The sequence below is a fragment of the Pannonibacter sp. genome (genome assembly GCF_051860505.1).
GTDB lineage: Bacteria > Pseudomonadota > Alphaproteobacteria > Rhizobiales > Stappiaceae > Pannonibacter.
Genome location: NZ_JBHYDX010000011.1, coordinates 46,206 through 62,651 on the forward strand (window position 1 = coordinate 46,206; position 16,446 = coordinate 62,651).

17 protein-coding genes are annotated in these 16,446 nt (G+C 64.0%); 11 read left to right on the plus strand and 6 right to left on the minus strand.

The window, feature by feature from the left end; all coding sequences use genetic code 11:
- Positions 1–86: 86 nt before the first annotated feature.
- From proC to ACTIFE_RS09605, 3 genes are all read right to left on the minus strand, one after another.
- Positions 87–905 carry a pyrroline-5-carboxylate reductase gene (gene proC, locus ACTIFE_RS09595; protein WP_439528932.1) on the minus strand — a complete coding sequence of 273 codons (819 nt, stop codon included), beginning with the start codon at positions 903–905 and terminating at the stop codon, positions 87–89.
- Complete coding sequence (locus tag ACTIFE_RS09600; protein WP_439528933.1) at positions 902–1,402, minus strand: YbjN domain-containing protein; 501 nt, start codon at positions 1,400–1,402, stop codon at positions 902–904. The genes proC and ACTIFE_RS09600 overlap by 4 nt, the downstream gene beginning before the upstream one ends.
- Before the next feature lie 248 nt (positions 1,403–1,650).
- Positions 1,651–1,941 (minus strand): accessory factor UbiK family protein, encoded by a 291-nt coding sequence (locus ACTIFE_RS09605; protein WP_439528934.1) that lies wholly within the window; start codon positions 1,939–1,941, stop codon positions 1,651–1,653.
- A gap of 659 nt (positions 1,942–2,600) precedes the next feature.
- On the opposite strand from ACTIFE_RS09605, the gene lgt reads away from it, so the two are divergent.
- The 7 genes from lgt to ACTIFE_RS09640 all read left to right on the plus strand — a co-directional run bounded on the left by lgt (position 2,601) and on the right by ACTIFE_RS09640 (position 9,942).
- Positions 2,601–3,425, plus strand: a complete 825-nt coding sequence (gene lgt / locus ACTIFE_RS09610) for a prolipoprotein diacylglyceryl transferase (RefSeq protein ID WP_439528935.1) — start codon at positions 2,601–2,603, stop codon at positions 3,423–3,425.
- The gene (locus ACTIFE_RS09615) at positions 3,422–4,534 is read left to right on the plus strand and encodes a class I SAM-dependent methyltransferase (RefSeq protein WP_439528936.1); all 1,113 of its coding nucleotides are present in this window, start codon (positions 3,422–3,424) and stop codon (positions 4,532–4,534) included. Before lgt ends, ACTIFE_RS09615 begins: the two co-directional genes overlap by 4 nt.
- Before the next feature lie 550 nt (positions 4,535–5,084).
- Positions 5,085–5,855, plus strand: a complete 771-nt coding sequence (pgeF, locus tag ACTIFE_RS09620) for a peptidoglycan editing factor PgeF (protein ID WP_439528937.1) — start codon at positions 5,085–5,087, stop codon at positions 5,853–5,855.
- 3 nt (positions 5,856–5,858) lie between these two features.
- Positions 5,859–7,016 carry a M24 family metallopeptidase gene (locus ACTIFE_RS09625; RefSeq protein ID WP_439528938.1) on the plus strand — a complete coding sequence of 386 codons (1,158 nt, stop codon included), beginning with the start codon at positions 5,859–5,861 and terminating at the stop codon, positions 7,014–7,016.
- An 84-nt stretch (positions 7,017–7,100) separates the two neighbouring features.
- The gene (locus tag ACTIFE_RS09630; protein ID WP_439528939.1) at positions 7,101–7,679 is read left to right on the plus strand and encodes a hypothetical protein; all 579 of its coding nucleotides are present in this window, start codon (positions 7,101–7,103) and stop codon (positions 7,677–7,679) included.
- 250 nt (positions 7,680–7,929) lie between these two features.
- A complete protein-coding gene (locus ACTIFE_RS09635) occupies positions 7,930–8,862 on the plus strand; it encodes a ribose-phosphate pyrophosphokinase (RefSeq protein ID WP_439528940.1) in 933 nt (310 codons plus the stop codon).
- A gap of 387 nt (positions 8,863–9,249) precedes the next feature.
- Entirely contained in the window at positions 9,250–9,942 is a 693-nt protein-coding gene (locus ACTIFE_RS09640) for an MOSC domain-containing protein (RefSeq protein ID WP_439528941.1), read from the plus strand.
- A gap of 9 nt (positions 9,943–9,951) precedes the next feature.
- On the opposite strand, the gene ACTIFE_RS09645 is transcribed toward ACTIFE_RS09640, so the two are convergent.
- Positions 9,952–12,075 (minus strand): methyl-accepting chemotaxis protein, encoded by a 2,124-nt coding sequence (locus ACTIFE_RS09645; protein ID WP_439528942.1) that lies wholly within the window; start codon positions 12,073–12,075, stop codon positions 9,952–9,954.
- A gap of 59 nt (positions 12,076–12,134) precedes the next feature.
- Positions 12,135–12,704, minus strand: coding sequence for a hypothetical protein (locus tag ACTIFE_RS09650; protein WP_439528943.1), 570 nt, complete (start codon positions 12,702–12,704; stop codon positions 12,135–12,137).
- Between the two features lie 429 nt (positions 12,705–13,133).
- Between ACTIFE_RS09650 and ACTIFE_RS09655 the strand changes: the two genes are divergently transcribed.
- On the plus strand, positions 13,134–13,727 hold the full coding sequence (locus ACTIFE_RS09655) for a 50S ribosomal protein L25/general stress protein Ctc (protein ID WP_439528944.1): 594 nt from the start codon (positions 13,134–13,136) through the stop codon (positions 13,725–13,727).
- Positions 13,728–14,019: 292 nt separating this feature from the next.
- Here the strand turns inward: ACTIFE_RS09655 and ACTIFE_RS09660 are convergent, their stop codons facing one another.
- Positions 14,020–15,003 (minus strand): hydrogen peroxide-inducible genes activator, encoded by a 984-nt coding sequence (locus ACTIFE_RS09660; RefSeq protein ID WP_439528945.1) that lies wholly within the window; start codon positions 15,001–15,003, stop codon positions 14,020–14,022.
- Positions 15,004–15,056: 53 nt separating this feature from the next.
- Here ACTIFE_RS09660 and ACTIFE_RS09665 point away from each other — a divergent pair, with 53 nt between their 5' ends.
- From ACTIFE_RS09665 to pth, 3 genes are all read left to right on the plus strand, one after another.
- Positions 15,057–15,260, plus strand: coding sequence for a YdcH family protein (locus tag ACTIFE_RS09665; protein ID WP_439528946.1), 204 nt, complete (start codon positions 15,057–15,059; stop codon positions 15,258–15,260).
- Entirely contained in the window at positions 15,257–15,472 is a 216-nt protein-coding gene (locus tag ACTIFE_RS09670) for a hypothetical protein (protein ID WP_439528947.1), read from the plus strand. The genes ACTIFE_RS09665 and ACTIFE_RS09670 overlap by 4 nt, the downstream gene beginning before the upstream one ends.
- 169 nt (positions 15,473–15,641) lie before the next feature.
- Positions 15,642–16,442 carry an aminoacyl-tRNA hydrolase gene (gene pth / locus ACTIFE_RS09675; RefSeq protein WP_439528948.1) on the plus strand — a complete coding sequence of 267 codons (801 nt, stop codon included), beginning with the start codon at positions 15,642–15,644 and terminating at the stop codon, positions 16,440–16,442.
- Positions 16,443–16,446: the final 4 nt, after the last annotated feature.

Sequence of the window (16,446 nt, forward strand, 5' to 3'; positions counted from 1 at the left end):
GCCGAATGTGCGCGTGAAAAAGGGCAGCGTACGCACTGCCCTTTTTGCGACAATCCAGGGACAAAACCCGACAAAACGGGAGAAAGTCAGCCCGCCAATTCCCGCGCCCGATTGGCAGCAGATGCAACGGCGGCATCCATCAGGGGCTGCAGCCCGTCTTCCCCCATCAACACCGACAACGCAGCAGCCGTGGTGCCATTGGGAGAGGTGACGTTCTGCCGCAGGACCGTCGGAGTGTCCTCGGACTGGAACATCAGTTCCCCGGCCCCGGTCACCGTCGCCTCGGCGAGCCGGGCAGCAAGCTCCGCCGGCAGCCCTGCTTTGCGGCCAGCCTCGGCGAGACACTCGGCCAGCAGGAAGACATAGGCCGGACCGGATCCGGACACGGCGGTAACGAGATCGATCTGGTCTTCAAAGGTCAGCCACTCGACGGCGCCGACAGCGGAGAGGAGCGCACCGACCATGTCGCGATCTGCTGCCGTGACCGACGGTGTCGGATAGAGAGCGGTGATGCCCCGTCCGACCATCGCCGGGGTGTTGGGCATGGCACGGACGACCGGCACCGGACCGAACGCCGCCTCGAAGGTGCTGACCGGCGTTCCGGCTGCAACCGAGAGGATGAGGGTATCGGGAGCAACCGCCGGACGAAGAGACGGCAGGACCGTGGCCATGATCTGCGGCTTGACCGCGATCAGAACGAGCGCGGCCTGAACACCGGCGGGTGCTGCCGGGGCATGGGCAATGCCATGTTCGCCCAAAAAAACCTTGAGGCTGTCGGAGGGGTTCGGGTCGATGACCAGAAGGCTTGCGGGGTCGATGCCACGGGACATCCAGCCCGCCAGCATCGCGCCCCCCATCTTGCCCGCCCCGACGATCAGGAACGGACGCTCTGCTGAAAATCTCATGCTTCTCCCGCAGTCTCGAACAGGGCTGTGTTGACCGCTTCAGTCGCGCTCTTGCCGGCCCAGACGACGAACTGGAAGGCCTGATAGTAACGCTCGCAGCATTCCAGCGCATTGGCCAGCATGCCTTCGATCTGGGCGCTGGAAGCCTCCGCCCCGCCGGCGAGCAGCAGGGACTGGCGGAACATGACCATGTTCTCGCGGCTCCACAGGTCGAAGTGACCCATCCACATCTGCTCGTTGATGAGCGCGAGCAGGCGGACAATCTCCGTCTTGCGGGGCTCGGTCACCTTGAGGTCGAAGGCACAGGCAAGGTGCAGCGATTCCAGCTCTTCCATCCAGGAGAAGGAGACGTGGTAGTCACTCCAGCTGCCGCCGATTGAAATTGAAATCTCGTCTTCGCCGGACCGCTCGAAAGCCCAGTCATTCAGGGCTGCGACATGCTCGATGGTGTCGACGGGATTGCCGGGACGCTCGAATTCGAACTCGATGAGGCTCATGTCGATCCTCTCCGTTGCGGGCCGCCGAAGCCGGGGCAGGACGCCACCGGTCCAGCAGGACAGTCCCATGTTCAGCAGGGCACCAGAGTGGCTTCTTCGGCCTTTTACCGGCGCTTGGACGATTCCCTGTCTGATTCAAGAATATAAGGTTCCTTCGCAATTGCAGTATAAAAGCGCAGGCCATTCTTGATCAATTCTTGTGGACGAGCGGACGTTTTGAACAAGTCCGCACGTCCATTGGCAAAGCGTCAGTCTTCCGTCTTGGCCTTGCGTGCAGGTTTCGCAGGGGCATCGGCAAGACGCGCCTCGAGCTCTGCGACCCGGGCCTCGAGCGCATCGATCCGGTCGAGGGCCCGGACGGCCATGTCACGGGCGACGTCGAAATCCTCCCGCTTGACGATATCCATGTCGGCAAGAAACCGTTCGGCCTGCGCACGGAAAGCGGTTTCCACCTCACGGCGTGCGCCCTGCGCGACACCGGCTGCATCCGTCATCAGCTTGGCGAATTCGTCGAGAAACCTGTTCGGGCCCTGGTTCATGACACGCTCCTGGTCAGTTGGAGCCGCAAGGGAGGCGCGGCCCGCATGCACACACCTATTGACCTTTTGCGCCAACTTCAAGGTGAGCGCACCGCGACGTGATGCATGACCGCTGTGCGAGGGGGACAGGAGGGGCGTCGAGAGGTCGGTCGTTGGGCCTGTCGTGGTGATGGGGAACGGCTTGGATGCCATGGTCGAGCCATGGCATGACGAAGGGAAGGTTTGGGTTGGGGGAGAGGTCTGGGCGGCCTTGGATGTCCGTGCCCCGGTACTGGTTGGCCCCTCGTTCCCCCGGTCGTCATGCCATGACTTGATCATGGCATCCATGCCGCGACGCTGCAGCGCAGAGAGCCCAATGGAGCGCCATTGAGAGGCCTGTCGTGGGGATGGGGAACGGCGTGGATGCCATGGTCGAGCCATGGCATGACGAAGGATGGGGGTGGGTTGCGGGAGAGGTCTGGACGGCCTCGGATGCCGGGTTTCCGGTGCTGGTCGGATCTTCGTTCCCTCTCTCGTCAGGCCATGGCAAGACGAGGGAGCGGGCGGCAGTGTGGCCGGCGACTTGACGCATGGCTGCGAATGCGCAAGGTCTCACTCGGCTGCAGCCAGTGGCTGCAAAGGCTGTCCGGCCCCGTAAGCCGGACCTGTGAGGATGACCGATGACACCGCTGCTCGCCCTGCCCTTCCCGGCCATTGATCCGGTGATCATCGAGGTTGGGCCGTTCGCCCTGCGCTGGTATGCGCTGGCTTATATCGCCGGGATCCTGCTCGCCTGGCGCTACATGGTGATGGTGGTGCGCAAGGACCGGGTCTGGGCCGGAACGCCGCGACCGACACCGGTTGATATTGATGACTTTGTCATGTGGGGTACCCTCGGCATCGTGATCGGCGGACGGCTCGGTTATGTGCTGTTCTACAACCCGGCCTACTACCTGCAGAACCCGTTCGAAGCGCTGGCGATCTGGTCCGGCGGCATGTCGTTCCATGGTGGCTTTGCCGGGACGGTTCTGGCGATGGTGCTGTATGCGCGCAAGCGCGGGCTGAATGTCTGGACCCTGTTCGATCTCGCCGGCATTGCCGCTCCCATCGGCCTGTTCTTCGGCCGCATTGCCAATTTCATCAATTCGGAACTGTGGGGGCGGCTGAGCGACGCGCCCTGGGCGGTGGTGTTCCCGAATGGCGGGCCGTTTCCCCGTCACCCGAGCCAACTCTATGAGGCCGCGCTTGAAGGCATTTTGCTGTTTATCGTGCTGCGGCTCCTGTCGCACCGGGCAGGCCTGCTTCAGAAGCCCGGCTTCATCGCCGGTGCCTTTGCCGCCGGCTATGGCATCACCCGGTCGATGGCGGAGTTTTTCCGCGAGCCGGATGCCCATATCGGCTTCCTCTCCGGCGGGGTGACCATGGGCATGCTGCTGTCCGTGCCGATGATCCTGGCCGGGATCGCACTGATGGTCTGGTCGGCCCGCAGGGCGCGCACCGCATGAGCGCAAACCGGCTGATGGCACGGCTTGAGGAGCGGATCCGGCTGACCGGGCCGATCAGTGTGGCGGACTACATGACCGCCTGTCTCGCCGACCCCGAGGACGGCTATTACACCACCAGCCCGGAACCGTTTGGTCGCGATGGCGATTTCATCACCGCGCCTGAGGTAAGCCAGATGTTTGGCGAGCTGATCGGCGGCTGGGTGGTGGCGACGTGGATTGCCATGGGCGCCCCTGATCCGGTGCATCTGGTTGAACTCGGCCCCGGCCGCGGCACGCTGATGGCCGACATCCTGCGCACCGCGCGGCTGCGTCCGGCCTTGATGGACGCGGTCGCGGTGCATCTGGTCGAGCTCAGCCCGAAGCTGCGCCAACGGCAGGGCGAAACGCTTGGCGGCTTCTCAAGCGCTTTGAAGGTCGCACCGCAGTGGCATGAGCATCTCTCCAGGGTGCCGGAGGGACCGACGCTCCTGATTGCCAACGAGTTTTTCGATGCCTTGCCCATCCGTCAGTTCGTGAAGACCGCCAAGGGCTGGTGCGAGCGCGTTGTCGGGCTGGATAATCAGGGCAAACTGTGTTTCGGCGTCAGCAGCGTGGCTCTGGCCGGAGGTCTGGTGCCAGACACCGCGCGGGCGGCAGAGGCTGGAGCCATCCTCGAGGCCTCGCCGGCGTCCGCTGCCATCGCGGCTGAGATCGGAGTACGGATCGCCGCCCAGCGCGGGGCGGCCCTGCTGATTGATTACGGTTATCTCCGCTCTGCCCCAGGGGATACGCTGCAGGCCCTGTCGCGTCACGCCTTTGCCGATCCGCTGGCGGAGCCGGGCAAGGCGGACCTGACGGCGCATGTGGACTTCCAGGCTCTGGCGCTGGCGGCCATGCAGGCCGGAGCGGACGCCATGGCACCGCTGACGCAGGGCGAATTCCTGCTGCGCCTCGGCCTGCTGGAGCGGGCCGGACAGCTGGGCGCGGGCAAGGCCGCCGCTACGCAGGAGAGGCTGCGCGGCGAAGTCGAGCGGCTGGCAGCGCCGGACCAGATGGGGGAACTGTTCAAGGTTCTGGCCCTGTCAACGCCGGGGATGATGCTGCCCGGGTTCGAGCGGCGGGGGAGATGAGGGGGGATGAAGGCAGCGCTGCCATGGACGCTGGCAGTTGACTGTCCTTGCAGGGCGACCCAGGTCGAAGTCTTTGGCTTTTGCAGGAATTTAGCTCAGCTCCCCCCACCCCCGGCCCCTCCCCACGAGGGGGAGGGGAGCGATGGGTTGTGCCACGGGGCGGGAATGCGGTGACGGAAGCGGATCGTGGAAGCAGATGGGCCGAGGCCTCTCAGCCCCCCTCCCCCTCGTGGAGGCCGAAGGCGGGGAGAGACCGGTGGCTCTACCCAGGTCGGGTAAGAGGTGGGGGGAGCCACGGACGCAGGTCGTGGACGATCTTTATAGGGTGAACGGAATCAACGTCTTCGGCTTTTGCTGGGGCTGGCTCCGCTCCCCCCACCCCCAACCCCTCCCCACGAGGGGGAGGGGAGCGACAGGCCGTGCCACGGGAACAAATCCCTGCCGCCCGGACTTGCAGGATCAGGTTGAAGCCGACCGCGCTTCAGAGATTTGACAGTCCCGGCCAAGCGACGCAGGATCGGCGCGCCTGGGACAGACACGGAGAGTGCTGATGATCACGTCTGACCTTCTTGATCAGCCCGGGGTGCTCCGGCACGGGTTCTTTACCCGGCAGGGCGGTGTGTCCGGAGGGATCTACGCCAGCCTGAACATCGGTCTTGGTTCCGACGACGACCGGGCACATGTGCTGGAAAACCGGGCGCGGATTGCCGGGAAGCTGGCGGTTGCGCCGGAACGGCTGGTGTCGCCCTATCAGGTCCACTCCCCCGATGTGATCACAGTCGAGGCGCCGTTTGCGGCGGACGCCGACCGGCGCGCCGATGCGCTGGTGACCGCAACGCCGGGACTGGCGCTTGGGATATCGACGGCGGACTGCGGCCCCGTGCTGTTTGCGGACCTGCAAGCGCGGGTGATCGGCGCGGCCCATGCCGGTTGGCGCGGGGCGCTGACCGGGGTGCTGGACAATACGATTGCAGCGATGGAAGCGCTCGGGGCCGAGCGCGGCCGGATCCGGGCCGTGCTGGGGCCGACGATTTCCCGCGCGGCCTATGAAGTTGGCCCGGAGTTTCAGGCCCGGTTCCTGGATGAAGCAAAGAGCAGCAGCGCCTTCTTCAGCCCGTCGCAGCGGCCAGACCATCTCATGTTCGACCTGCCCGCCTTCATCCTGGCGCGGTTGACAGCCGCAGGCATTGGTACGGCGGAGAGTCTCGGGCTTTGTACATACGGCGACGAGGACCGCTTTTTCTCCTACCGCCGGACCACCCATCGCAAGGAACCCGACTATGGCCGGCTGATGTCGGCAATCGTCATTGAGGGAGCATGACGCATGGCGCTGCATTTTTCCGATGAGGAATTCTCCGCCCGCCTGACCCGGCTACAGGCCCGGATGGGCGAGGAAAAGCTCGATGCCATGCTGCTGTTTGCGCAGGAGAGCATGTACTGGCTGACCGGCTACGACACCTTCGGCTACTGCTTTTTCCAGTGCCTGGTGGTGACGTCGGATGGCCGGCAGGTGCTGCTGACACGCTCGGCCGACCAGCGCCAGGCGCGGCACACGTCCAACATCGCCGATGTCCGCATCTGGATGGACCGGGGCGGGGCGAGCCCGGTGGCGCAGCTGAAGGAACTTTTGTTCGAGATGGACCTGCTCGGTGCCAAGCTCGGCGTCGAGTATGACACGCACGGGATGACCGGCAAGATCGGCCGGGAACTGGACGAGACGCTGCGCAGCTTTGCCGAGTTGCGCGATGCCTCGACGCTGATCCCGCGCTTGCGCGCCGTCAAGAGCACGGCCGAGCTGGACTATGTGCGCGAGGCCGCAAGGCTGGCCGATGCCGCCTATCTTGCGGCGCTGGAGGAGATTCGCCCCGGCGCCGACGAAGGACGTATCCTCGCCGTGCTGCAAGGCACGATCCTGGAAGGCGGCGGCGACTATCCGGGCAACGAGTTCATCATCGGTTCGGGCCGAGATGCGCTGCTGTGCCGGTACAAGTCCGGGCGACGGCAGTTGTCCGAACGCGACCAGATCACGCTCGAATTCGCCGGGGCCTTCCGCCACTACCATGTCGCCCTGATGCGCACGGTCATCGTCGGCGAGCCGACCCCGCGCCATCTCTACATGCACGAGGCTTGTACGGCAGCCCTTGCCGCTGTCGAGACGAAGCTGGTGCCGGGGGCGACCTTTGGCGACATCTTCGAGGCCCATGCCGAGGCGATGGACGCGCGCGATCTGATGCCGCACCGGCTCAACGCCTGCGGCTACTCGCTCGGCGCGCGCTTCACGCCAAGCTGGATGGACTGGCCGATGGCCTATCGCGGCAACGAGGCAGTGGTGGAGCCAAACATGGTCATCTTCATGCACATGATCCTGGCCGATTCGGCCACCGAGACGGCGATGACCCTAGGCCGGACCTATCTGACCACCGACAGCGGACCTGTGCCCTTGTCGGCGCTGCCTCTCGACCTTGGCGTCAAGGCAGGCTAAACCAAGGCTGACACAGGGTGTTTGCGCCGCAAGGCGTGCCGCTTGAGGACTGACCGGACCGCAACACGCGACCCAAGAGACAAGATGACGACGACCTTGCCTGCCGCCACCCGGCGCTTCGCTGCTGCTGCCCTCCTGGTGCTGGTTGCGGCCTGTGGCCCCTCCCCCCAGCCCCCACGTCCGGTGACCCCGCCCGCGCCGTCCGCCGCCGCCACCCCGACGACGCCGGCGCCTTATGTGGCAACCGAACAGGCGACCTTTGCCTTCGAACCCTTCATCGGCGCGCCCGGCAATGTGGCCGACGACCTGTCGCGCCAGATCGGCGCCCGCGCCCGCGATGAGGGCCTGACGCTGGTGCGCCGCGTTGACCTCAAGGCGACCTTCCGCGTCAAGGGCTACCTGTCGGCCACCGGTTCACCGGCCTCCTCGGCGCTGTTCTATGTCTTCGACGTGTTCGACGCCCATGGCCTGCGCGTCACGCGGATCTCCGGCAGCGAACTGACCCAGGGCGTCAGCGGCGATCCCTGGCGGAGCGCCGACAATGACGCGCTGAAGCGGATTGCCGCAACATCGGTCATGCAGCTGAAGGCGTGGCTCTACAGCCGTCCGGCCCCTGCCGGTGCAACCTCGTCTGCCCAGCCGGGACGGCCGCGCGCGGGCTGATCCGGGTCATTAGCCGGCAAGATTAGCCATATCGGCAGGTTCGGCTAAAAAAACGCGTCCATTGTGCACCTGCGCTGTTGTCGGCAGGACGGGAGGTTGTTACAACGCCGCCGCCCGGCCAGGCATGTGGACCGGGACTCAGACTGCCCCAAAGGCAGCTGAAACAGACGCGGACCATCGACGACCCCCCTGACGAGGACGTCCCTGCCGGACGTGCCTTGCCTCGTCGCATCTAGAGGACTGGCGGCCCATGAAAATCGTCGCGGGCAATTCCAATCGCGCGCTCGCCGAAGAGATCTCCAAGTACCTCGATGTCCCGCTGGCGCGCTGCCAGGTCCGGCGCTTCGCCGATCAGGAGGTTTTTGTCGAACTTCAGGAAAACGTCCGTGGCGAGGACGTGTTCGTGGTGCAGTCCACGAGCTACCCGGCCAATGACCACCTGATGGAACTGCTGATCATCATCGATGCGCTGCGCCGCTCGTCTGCGCGCCGCATCACCGCCGTGGTGCCCTATTTCGGCTATGCCCGCCAGGACCGGCGCGCCTCCGGCCGCACGCCGATCTCGGCCAAGCTGGTCGCCAACCTGATCACCGAGGCCGGCGCCGACCGTGTGCTGACCCTCGACCTGCACGCCGGGCAGATCCAGGGCTTCTTTGATATCCCGACCGACAACCTGTTTGCCGCGCCAGTCATGACGCGCGACATCAAGGAGCGCTACGCGACCGACAATGTCATGGTCGTCTCGCCGGATGTCGGCGGCGTGGTGCGTGCCCGGGCGCTGGCCAAGCGCATCGATGCCCCGCTCGCCATTGTCGACAAGCGCAGGGATCGTCCGGGCGAATCGGAAGTCATGAACATCATCGGCACCGTCGAAGGCCGCGACTGCATCCTGGTGGATGACATCGTCGACAGCGGCGGCACCCTGTGCAACGCCGCCGAGGCGCTGCTGAACAAGGGCGCCAATTCGGTGACCGCCTATATCACCCACGGCGTCCTGTCGGGCGGTGCGGTGGCCCGCGTGTCGGCCTCCAAGCTGAAGGAACTGGTGATCACCAATTCCATCGAGCCGACCGCCGCCGTACTGGCCTCTGCCAACATCCGCGCCGTCTCCATCGCCCCGCTGATTGGCGAGGCGATCAACCGGACCGCGCTGGAAGAATCGGTGTCGAGCCTGTTCGACTGAGCAGAACTGCCTGCCCCTTTCTGCAAAAGGCGCCCACTGGGCGCCTTTTGTGTTTGGCAACTTTAGAACTTGCGTCACCCCGGGCGCAGCGCAGCGAAGACCCGGGGCCTACTCATTCGCAGAGCGCATGAGCAATGCGAGGCCTTTCAAAGAACAACAGTCTTGTTGCCGATGACTGGCACGGCCAGCACCACAAACGGACTCTCTGGAAACGAGTAGGCCCCGGCTCGGCGCTACGCTTGGCCAGGGTGACGCAGAGAGAGACAGGACCCAGGGGGAACGCGGCACACGTAAAGCACCAGCGATCGTCATGTCGTACTTGCGGCGAATTGCGTGTTGCCGCTGACCGGCCGTCGCCATAGTTTCAGCCTTCAAAGGAGACCCGAGATGATTGAGACACTTGAGGCCACCATCCTTGGCGTGTTCACGGGCAAGGCGCGGGAGCGCTGGGATGGCAAGGCGCCGAGCGCGATTGCCAAGCAGGCCGCGACAACGCCGTTGTGGTTGTCAAAGACCGGGCTTGCCAGTGACGAACAGGCCGATACGGCCGTGCATGGCGGGCCGGAAAAGGCGCTGCATCACTATGCGGCCGACCATATGGCGCATTGGGCGACGGCCTTTCCGGACAAGGCCGGGCTCTTCCAGCCGGGTTGCTTTGGCGAGAACATCTCCAGCTTCGGCCTGACGGAAGCGAACCTGTGCCTTGGTGACGTGCTGCAGATGGACGGGGCGACCGTCGAGATCTGCCAGGGCCGCCAGCCCTGCTGGAAGCTGAACCTGCACACCGAGATTGCCGCCATGGCGCCCCAGTTTCAGCGGACCGGCTTCACCGGCTGGTACTATCGGGTGATCGAGGAAGGCGAGGTCGCCGCCGGCGGCGCGATCCGACTGAAGCACAGGCAGCATCCCGACTGGCCGCTGCAGCGGCTGATCAAGGCGAGGTTCGACCCGCGATTGCCGGCAAGCGAAGCCCAGGAACTGGCCGGGCTGAGCGTGCTGGCCGAAGGCTGGCGAGCGGCCTTTGCCCGCAAGGTTGATCCAACCTATGCGGAAAACACCGACCGGCGCCTGAAGGGCTGACCTTGCCCCTCAATTGACCGCGACACGGGCCAGGAAGGTATCGACGCGCTGGCGTAACAGGCCGGCGCTGGCATTCACCTCCTGCGCCACTGAGAGCACATCGCCCGCCGTTTCACTTGTCGTGCCGGCCTTCCCGGAAATCTCGCCCATGAGAACGGCGACGTGACTGGTCCCGCGCGCTGCATCGCGAACGCTGACTGAGATCTCCGTGGTCGCGCTGCCCTGCTGCTGAACGCCATCGGCAATGGCGCTGGTGTAGCCATTGACCGTCGACATCGCGTCGGTGATGCGCCCGATAGCCTGCACAGCTTCCTGCGTCGCATTCTGGATGCCGGCGATCTGGGCACTGATCTCTTCCGTCGCGCGGCTTGTCTGGGTGGCCAGATCCTTCACCTCCGCTGCGACAACGGCAAAGCCCCGTCCGGCCTCGCCGGCCCGGGCGGCCTCGATCGTCGCATTGAGGGCCAGCAGGTTGGTTTGATGGGCAATGGAGGTGATGAAGCCGACCACGTCCCCAATCCGCCCGGCCGCAGCCGCGAGCTCGCCAATCCGGTCATTGGTTGACAGCGCGTCTTCCAGGGCTGAGCCCATCATCCCGGTCACCTCGGCCACCTGGCGTGAAATCTCGGAGATCGATGCGGAGAGTTCCTCGGCCGCAGCGGCAACGGTTTCGACATTCGAAGACGCATCGGACGAGACGCCGGAAGCGGCATTGGCGCCGTCGGTGGTTTCGCCGGAAATCTGTGTCAGGTTCTGCGCCAGCGCCTGCATCTTGTTGCCGGTTGCCCCGACCTGATCGAGCACCCGGCCCATCTCATCGCGAAAATCGGCGATAAGCTGCTGCATGGCCGCGACCTTCTGTTCGCGGTCGACCTGGACCTGCTGCTGCTCCAATTGCAGCCGCAGCCGTTCGCGCGCCGTATCGCGAAACACAAGAACGGCCTGCCCCATGGCATCGATTTCATCGACATCACGCATTGCGGGCAGCGGGGCGTCGTTGTCGCCCTTCGCCAGAAGCGTCATTGCCTTGGCAAGGCCATTGAGCCGGCTGCATAGCTGACGCGAAAACAGATAGGACAGGATGCCGACGATCAAACCGCAAGCAAGGGCGATCGGGATGATCCAGTTTCGCAGCGCCTGCAAGGGAGCCAGGACCTCGCCTACAGCCTGCGTGATCACAACTGCATAGGGGCGGTTGCCAACCTCGAAACGTGCCGTTGCGACACTGTACGCCTTGCCGTCAGCGGCCACGAACTCACCAAGCCGCAACAGATCCGGCTTGCCCGGCACATAGCCCGCCGTCACGAACTGCGATGCCAGACGATCATTTTCAGCCGTGCGCGGACTGTCGTTCTGGATAAGCCCGGCTTCATCGAGAAGAAATTTGTTGCCCGTTTCGCCCAGTCCCGAAACACCACCCAGAACCCGGTCCAGCCCTGCTTTCGGCGCGCCAAACACCAGGGCACCCATAACCTTGGATCCGACGACAACAGGGGTCGCCAGATAGGCTTCCGGACGGTTGTCCAGCACAGGATCGGGGGCGAAATCGGACGCGAAAACCTGCAATGCATCACCGTTCAGGGCCGCATTGGCAACCTCGCCGAATGGCGTTGCTGCAATCGCAGGATCGGTCACGTTGAGCGCGAGGTTGGCCTGCTTGCGAACGCTGTAGAGGACGTTCCCGTCCCGGGAAACCAGGAGAATGTCCGAAAGGCCACTATCCTGCATCTGGTCACGCAGAAGGGCGTGATATGTCTTGTGGACTTTTTCGTAAGGTTTGCGGCCCGACTTGTCGAAAGCGTCCCGCGTCTCGGCTGGCTCCGGATTGCGCGTGATGTAGGTTTCGACGATGGCAGCAGCCGGAGCCTCGCCATATTTTTCCCAACCGGACGCAAACTCGGCCAAGGCAGTGCGAACGGTGACCCCGCCCGCACTGGCAACCAATGACGCCCGCATTTCAGCATAGTGATCCGCAACCGCATCCGCGTGACTGTCTGCAAGGGCCATCAACCGTTCATCGCCTTGTCCGCGAATGATCGTGGATGCGACCAGATAACTGGCAATAGCAACCACGAGGACGCACAGCATGCTCGTGCCGATCATCACGAGAGGCAACTTGACCGAAATACGCATGGCTATTCCCGCTGGACGGTTTGCACGATGAGACCGGATCGATGGGTGATCCAGGTCTCTCAGAGCTTGTCGACGTTGACCCCGAAAGTGACCGCGCCAATTACCTCATTCGTTGCCGGGTCGACAATGGAGACGCTCACCTGCGACTGGAGCATCTGGGTGGACTCATCCTTCTCGAGATCGCTGATATGCACGGCACCGGGCCCGACCAGGAACGTCTGCTGCCACTTGGCCTCGTCGCCCTGCCAGTAATCCGAAGTGACCTCGCTCTGGCCGACGTTCAGCCCTTTGGCGTCCATCACGAAAATTTCGGTGTATGTGCCACCGCTGGCCTCTTGAGCCGCGAGAAGATAGGCGGACAGCGCATTGTCCAGAACCTTGTCGATCATCGGCTGATCACTGGCCTCGACTTCCGCGCGCCAGGTCTTGTCCAACTCGTCGATCTTCGCCTGGTCAAAGGCTGCGGTTTCCGCGTTCTGCGCCTTGATCGCCGCGACGACTTCAGGCGCCTGAACGATCTCCGCAATTGGGCCTTTCGCCAGAGCCGTCAGTTCATTCGTGAATTCATTGGCGAAGGCGGAAGCAGACATCAACACACTAAGCGACACAATTGCGAGCATGCGTTTCATGGCAAAGTCCCCCATTGATCTGGACACAGCCATAATAGCGAGATTGATTAACAATTTTCAGAACAAGTCGAATTCCGTTGAGGAATCTAAGAATATATTTCGACCCTTCAATTTTATACATTAGATTGTAAATTTTTACAGGGGCCAGAACGGGTAACTTAATCCATCTGCCCACACGTGCGGCTCAAGGTTTGTGGCGATCCTGGGCCAATCCGGACCTGCCTTGCCGTCCGCCAAACGGGCAAGCTATGGCGAAGGCTCTGAAGCTGGACATGTGATCGGTGAACCGTTGCCCTTTTCGGCAGGTTCGCGTATAAGCCGGCTCGCGCCCGCACCCCTGGAGGCGGCGCCAAGGGGCCGATTCCGGTTTCCGCGCCGAAAGGCACGGGATGCCGCCGGCCTGTTTTTGCATCCGAAGGAGTACTACCCATGGCCACCGGCTTTGAGCTGAAGGCATCGGTACGGAACCGGGTGGGCAAGGGGGCCGCTCGTGCACTGCGTCGCGAAGGTCTCATTCCCGCTGTCATCTATGGTGACAAGCAGCCGGCACTGCCGATTTCCATCCCGGTCAAGGAAACCTCGCTGGCCCTGCACAAGGGCGGGTTCCTGACCCACATCGCGACCGTTGAAGTTGACGGCGTCAAGCACCAGGTCATCGCCAAGGATTATCAGTTACATCCGGTCAGCGACAAGGTCGTTCACGTCGACTTCCTGCGCGTGTCCGCCAATGACCGCCTGACCATCGAGATCCCGGTCCACTTCCTGAACCAGGAAACCTCTCCGGGCCTCAAGCAGGGCGGCGTTCTGAACATCGTCCGTCACACGGTCGAGCTGATCGTCCCGGCGCTGGCAATCCCCGAGTTCCTCGAAGTTGACCTGGCCAAGTCCAAGGTCGGCGACTCGATCCACATCTCGGCCGTGAAGCTGCCGGACGGCTGCCAGCCGACCATCACCGACCGCGACTTCACCATCGCAACGATCGTCGCTCCGGCTGGCGGTCTGACCGAAGAAGCCGCCGGCTGATTTGCCCGCAGGCATTCCTTCGAAAGGGGCGCGATTATCGCGCCCCTTCAGACTGCTGACAAACCCTCTATGGTCATCCCGGACGCAGCGAAGCGAAGATCCGGGACCGGAGAGCCAAGGTCTCTCCGGTGTTAACTCATTGAAATATAGAGGCATCGGCTCTCCGGTCCCGGCTCGGCGCTACGCTTGGCCGGGATGACGGCGGTGGGGTCGAGGTTTGTCATCAAGCTCAGGGGGCGCGATTTTCGCGCCCCTTTTTTTGTTGGCTGGACTGCCCTGAAGAGCATCGCAGTCAGGCTGTCGACGGGCTGATGCCCTCCACGGCCCCACCGGCAAGCGCCAACCGCGCGAGGATGGCGAGGCGCTGGAAATGCAGCTGGCGGGGGGAGCCGGAACGCCAGGCGAGAACGATGCGGCGCTGCATCGGCCAGTCGGACACCTGTCGCAATACCACCTTGCGCTCCTTGCCGAATTCGGAGGCGATATAGGCCGCCGGAAACAGCGACAGCCCCATGCCGATGGAGACCATCTGGCGCAAGGCATCGAGACTGGTGCCCTCGTAGTCCTCCCCCATGACGGCGCCCGAGACGCTGCACAGCGCCTGGACCTGATCATACAGGCGATGGCCGCGGCCGAGGGTCAGCATGCGCTCGCCGTCCAGCGCAGCCACGGGAATATCGGCAGCCTCAACCAGGCGGTGACGGCCCGGCAGGCCGAGATAGATCTTTTCCTCGCAGATGGTCTCGTGAACCAGGCGTTCGTCGCGCAGCGGCAAAGGGGTCAGGGCACAGTCCAGAGCCCCTTCCCGCACCGCCGGCTCCAGCTGGGCCGGCCGCTCCTCGCGGATATAGAGCTCAAGCGCGGGCACTTCTTCCTGGAGATATTCCAGCACCGAGGGCAGAAGATACGGCCCGACCGTGGGCGCAACGCCAAGTCGGATCAGGCCACCAAGTCCCGTATCGGCATCGCCGGCAAGCCGGACCATCTCGTCCAGCGTCTGCAGCACGCTGCGGGCCAGCGGCAGCAGGGCATGCCCGGCTGGTGTCGGTTGCACGGGCGCCGCGCCGCGATCAATCAGCACGACGCCAAGCCGGTCTTCCAGCAGTTTCAACTGGGCGGACAGGGTCGGCTGGGACACGTGACAGGCCCGCGCCGCCGCGCCGAAATGGCCAAGCTCGGCAACGGCGACAAGATACTCAAGCTGGCGATGGGTTGGACGATACGGCATGCGATAGATAATAACTATCGCGGCGATACAGTCTATGTATTTCAACAATCACCACTCCGATGCCATCTCCTGGAGGCAAGGCCAACGAAAGGAGATCCGCCATGCATCGCAAACTGGTTGCCCTGCGCGTCCGCCACGCCATCCTCGACGCCAAGATCGAACGGGAAAGCCGCCGGCCACACGCTGACAGCCTGCGCCTGACCATGCTGAAGAAACTGCGGCTGCGGCTGAAGGAAGAAGTCCTCAAGCTGGAGCGTGAATTTTTCCGCAAGCCGGCCCAGCGCGGCGGGGTGGTCAGCGCATGAGCCACGCCAGTCTCGTTCCCTTCTGGTTCGCCATGCGCGGCATCGGCACGCGCAAACCGCACAGCCGCCGGACTGAACGGCTCACGGAACTGGACAGCCGGATGAGCGAGTTTCTCGCCGAAAAGCACGAAACCGGCAGTCTCGATGTGATCCGCCATGTTGCCGGGGAACGTGCCCGCATCCGCGACGACCTCTCCGGCAAGGCCGGCTGAAAATGTAACCGCCTGAACAAGGCATTCCGGTTGGGGCGGCCACTGTGGCCGCCCCATCGCCGTTTCAGCTTCAGGCGTCGGGTGCGGCTCGACATGAGCCTGCTCCTCCTGTAAGCGGGCACGGACTGAAAACCTGCCGCACTGCCGGCAGACGTGGAACGGACGCGCCATGCAGATCATCGTCGGCCTCGGCAATCCCGGCGGGCAATATGCCCGCAACCGCCACAACATCGGGTTCATGGCCGTGGACGAGATCCACCGCCGCCATTCCGGCTTTGCCCCCTGGCGCAGCCGCTTCCAGGGCGAAGTGAGCGAAGGCAGCCTCGAGGGCACCAAGGTCATGCTGCTGAAGCCGATGACCTACATGAACGAGAGCGGTCGGGCGGTTGGCGAGGCGATGCGCTTCTACAAGCTGGAGCCGAAGGACATCGTCGTGCTCTATGACGAGTTGGACCTTCCGGCGGCGAAATTCCGCATGAAGACCGGCGGCGGCCACGGCGGCCACAACGGCCTGCGCTCCATCACGGCGCATATTGGCGATGCCTATCGGCGCCTGCGCCTCGGCATCGGCCACCCGGGCGACAAGAAGCTCGTCTCCAACTACGTGCTCGGCGATTTCGCCAAGGTGGATGCCGAGTGGATCGAGCCGCTGCTCAGCGGAATTGCCGACAACGCCGGCATGCTGGCGCGCGGCGAGGACAGCAAGTTCGCCAACAAGCTGACCCTGCTGCTGGAGCCGGAAAAGGCGCGCCGCCCAGAAAAGGCAGCAAAGACGGAGAAGGCCGACAAGGTGGCGGCACCAGTCGAACCGTCAGCATCCCTGCCGCCGCAGGCCGACATGCCACCACGCACCGCCCCGAAAGGCCAGAGCCACATCCGCCAGGCCCGCCAGCCCAAGGGCCCGCAGATGCCCACCAGCGGCCCGATGGCTGAAATGCTGAAGAAGCTTTTGGGCAAAGGTCAGGACTGAACGG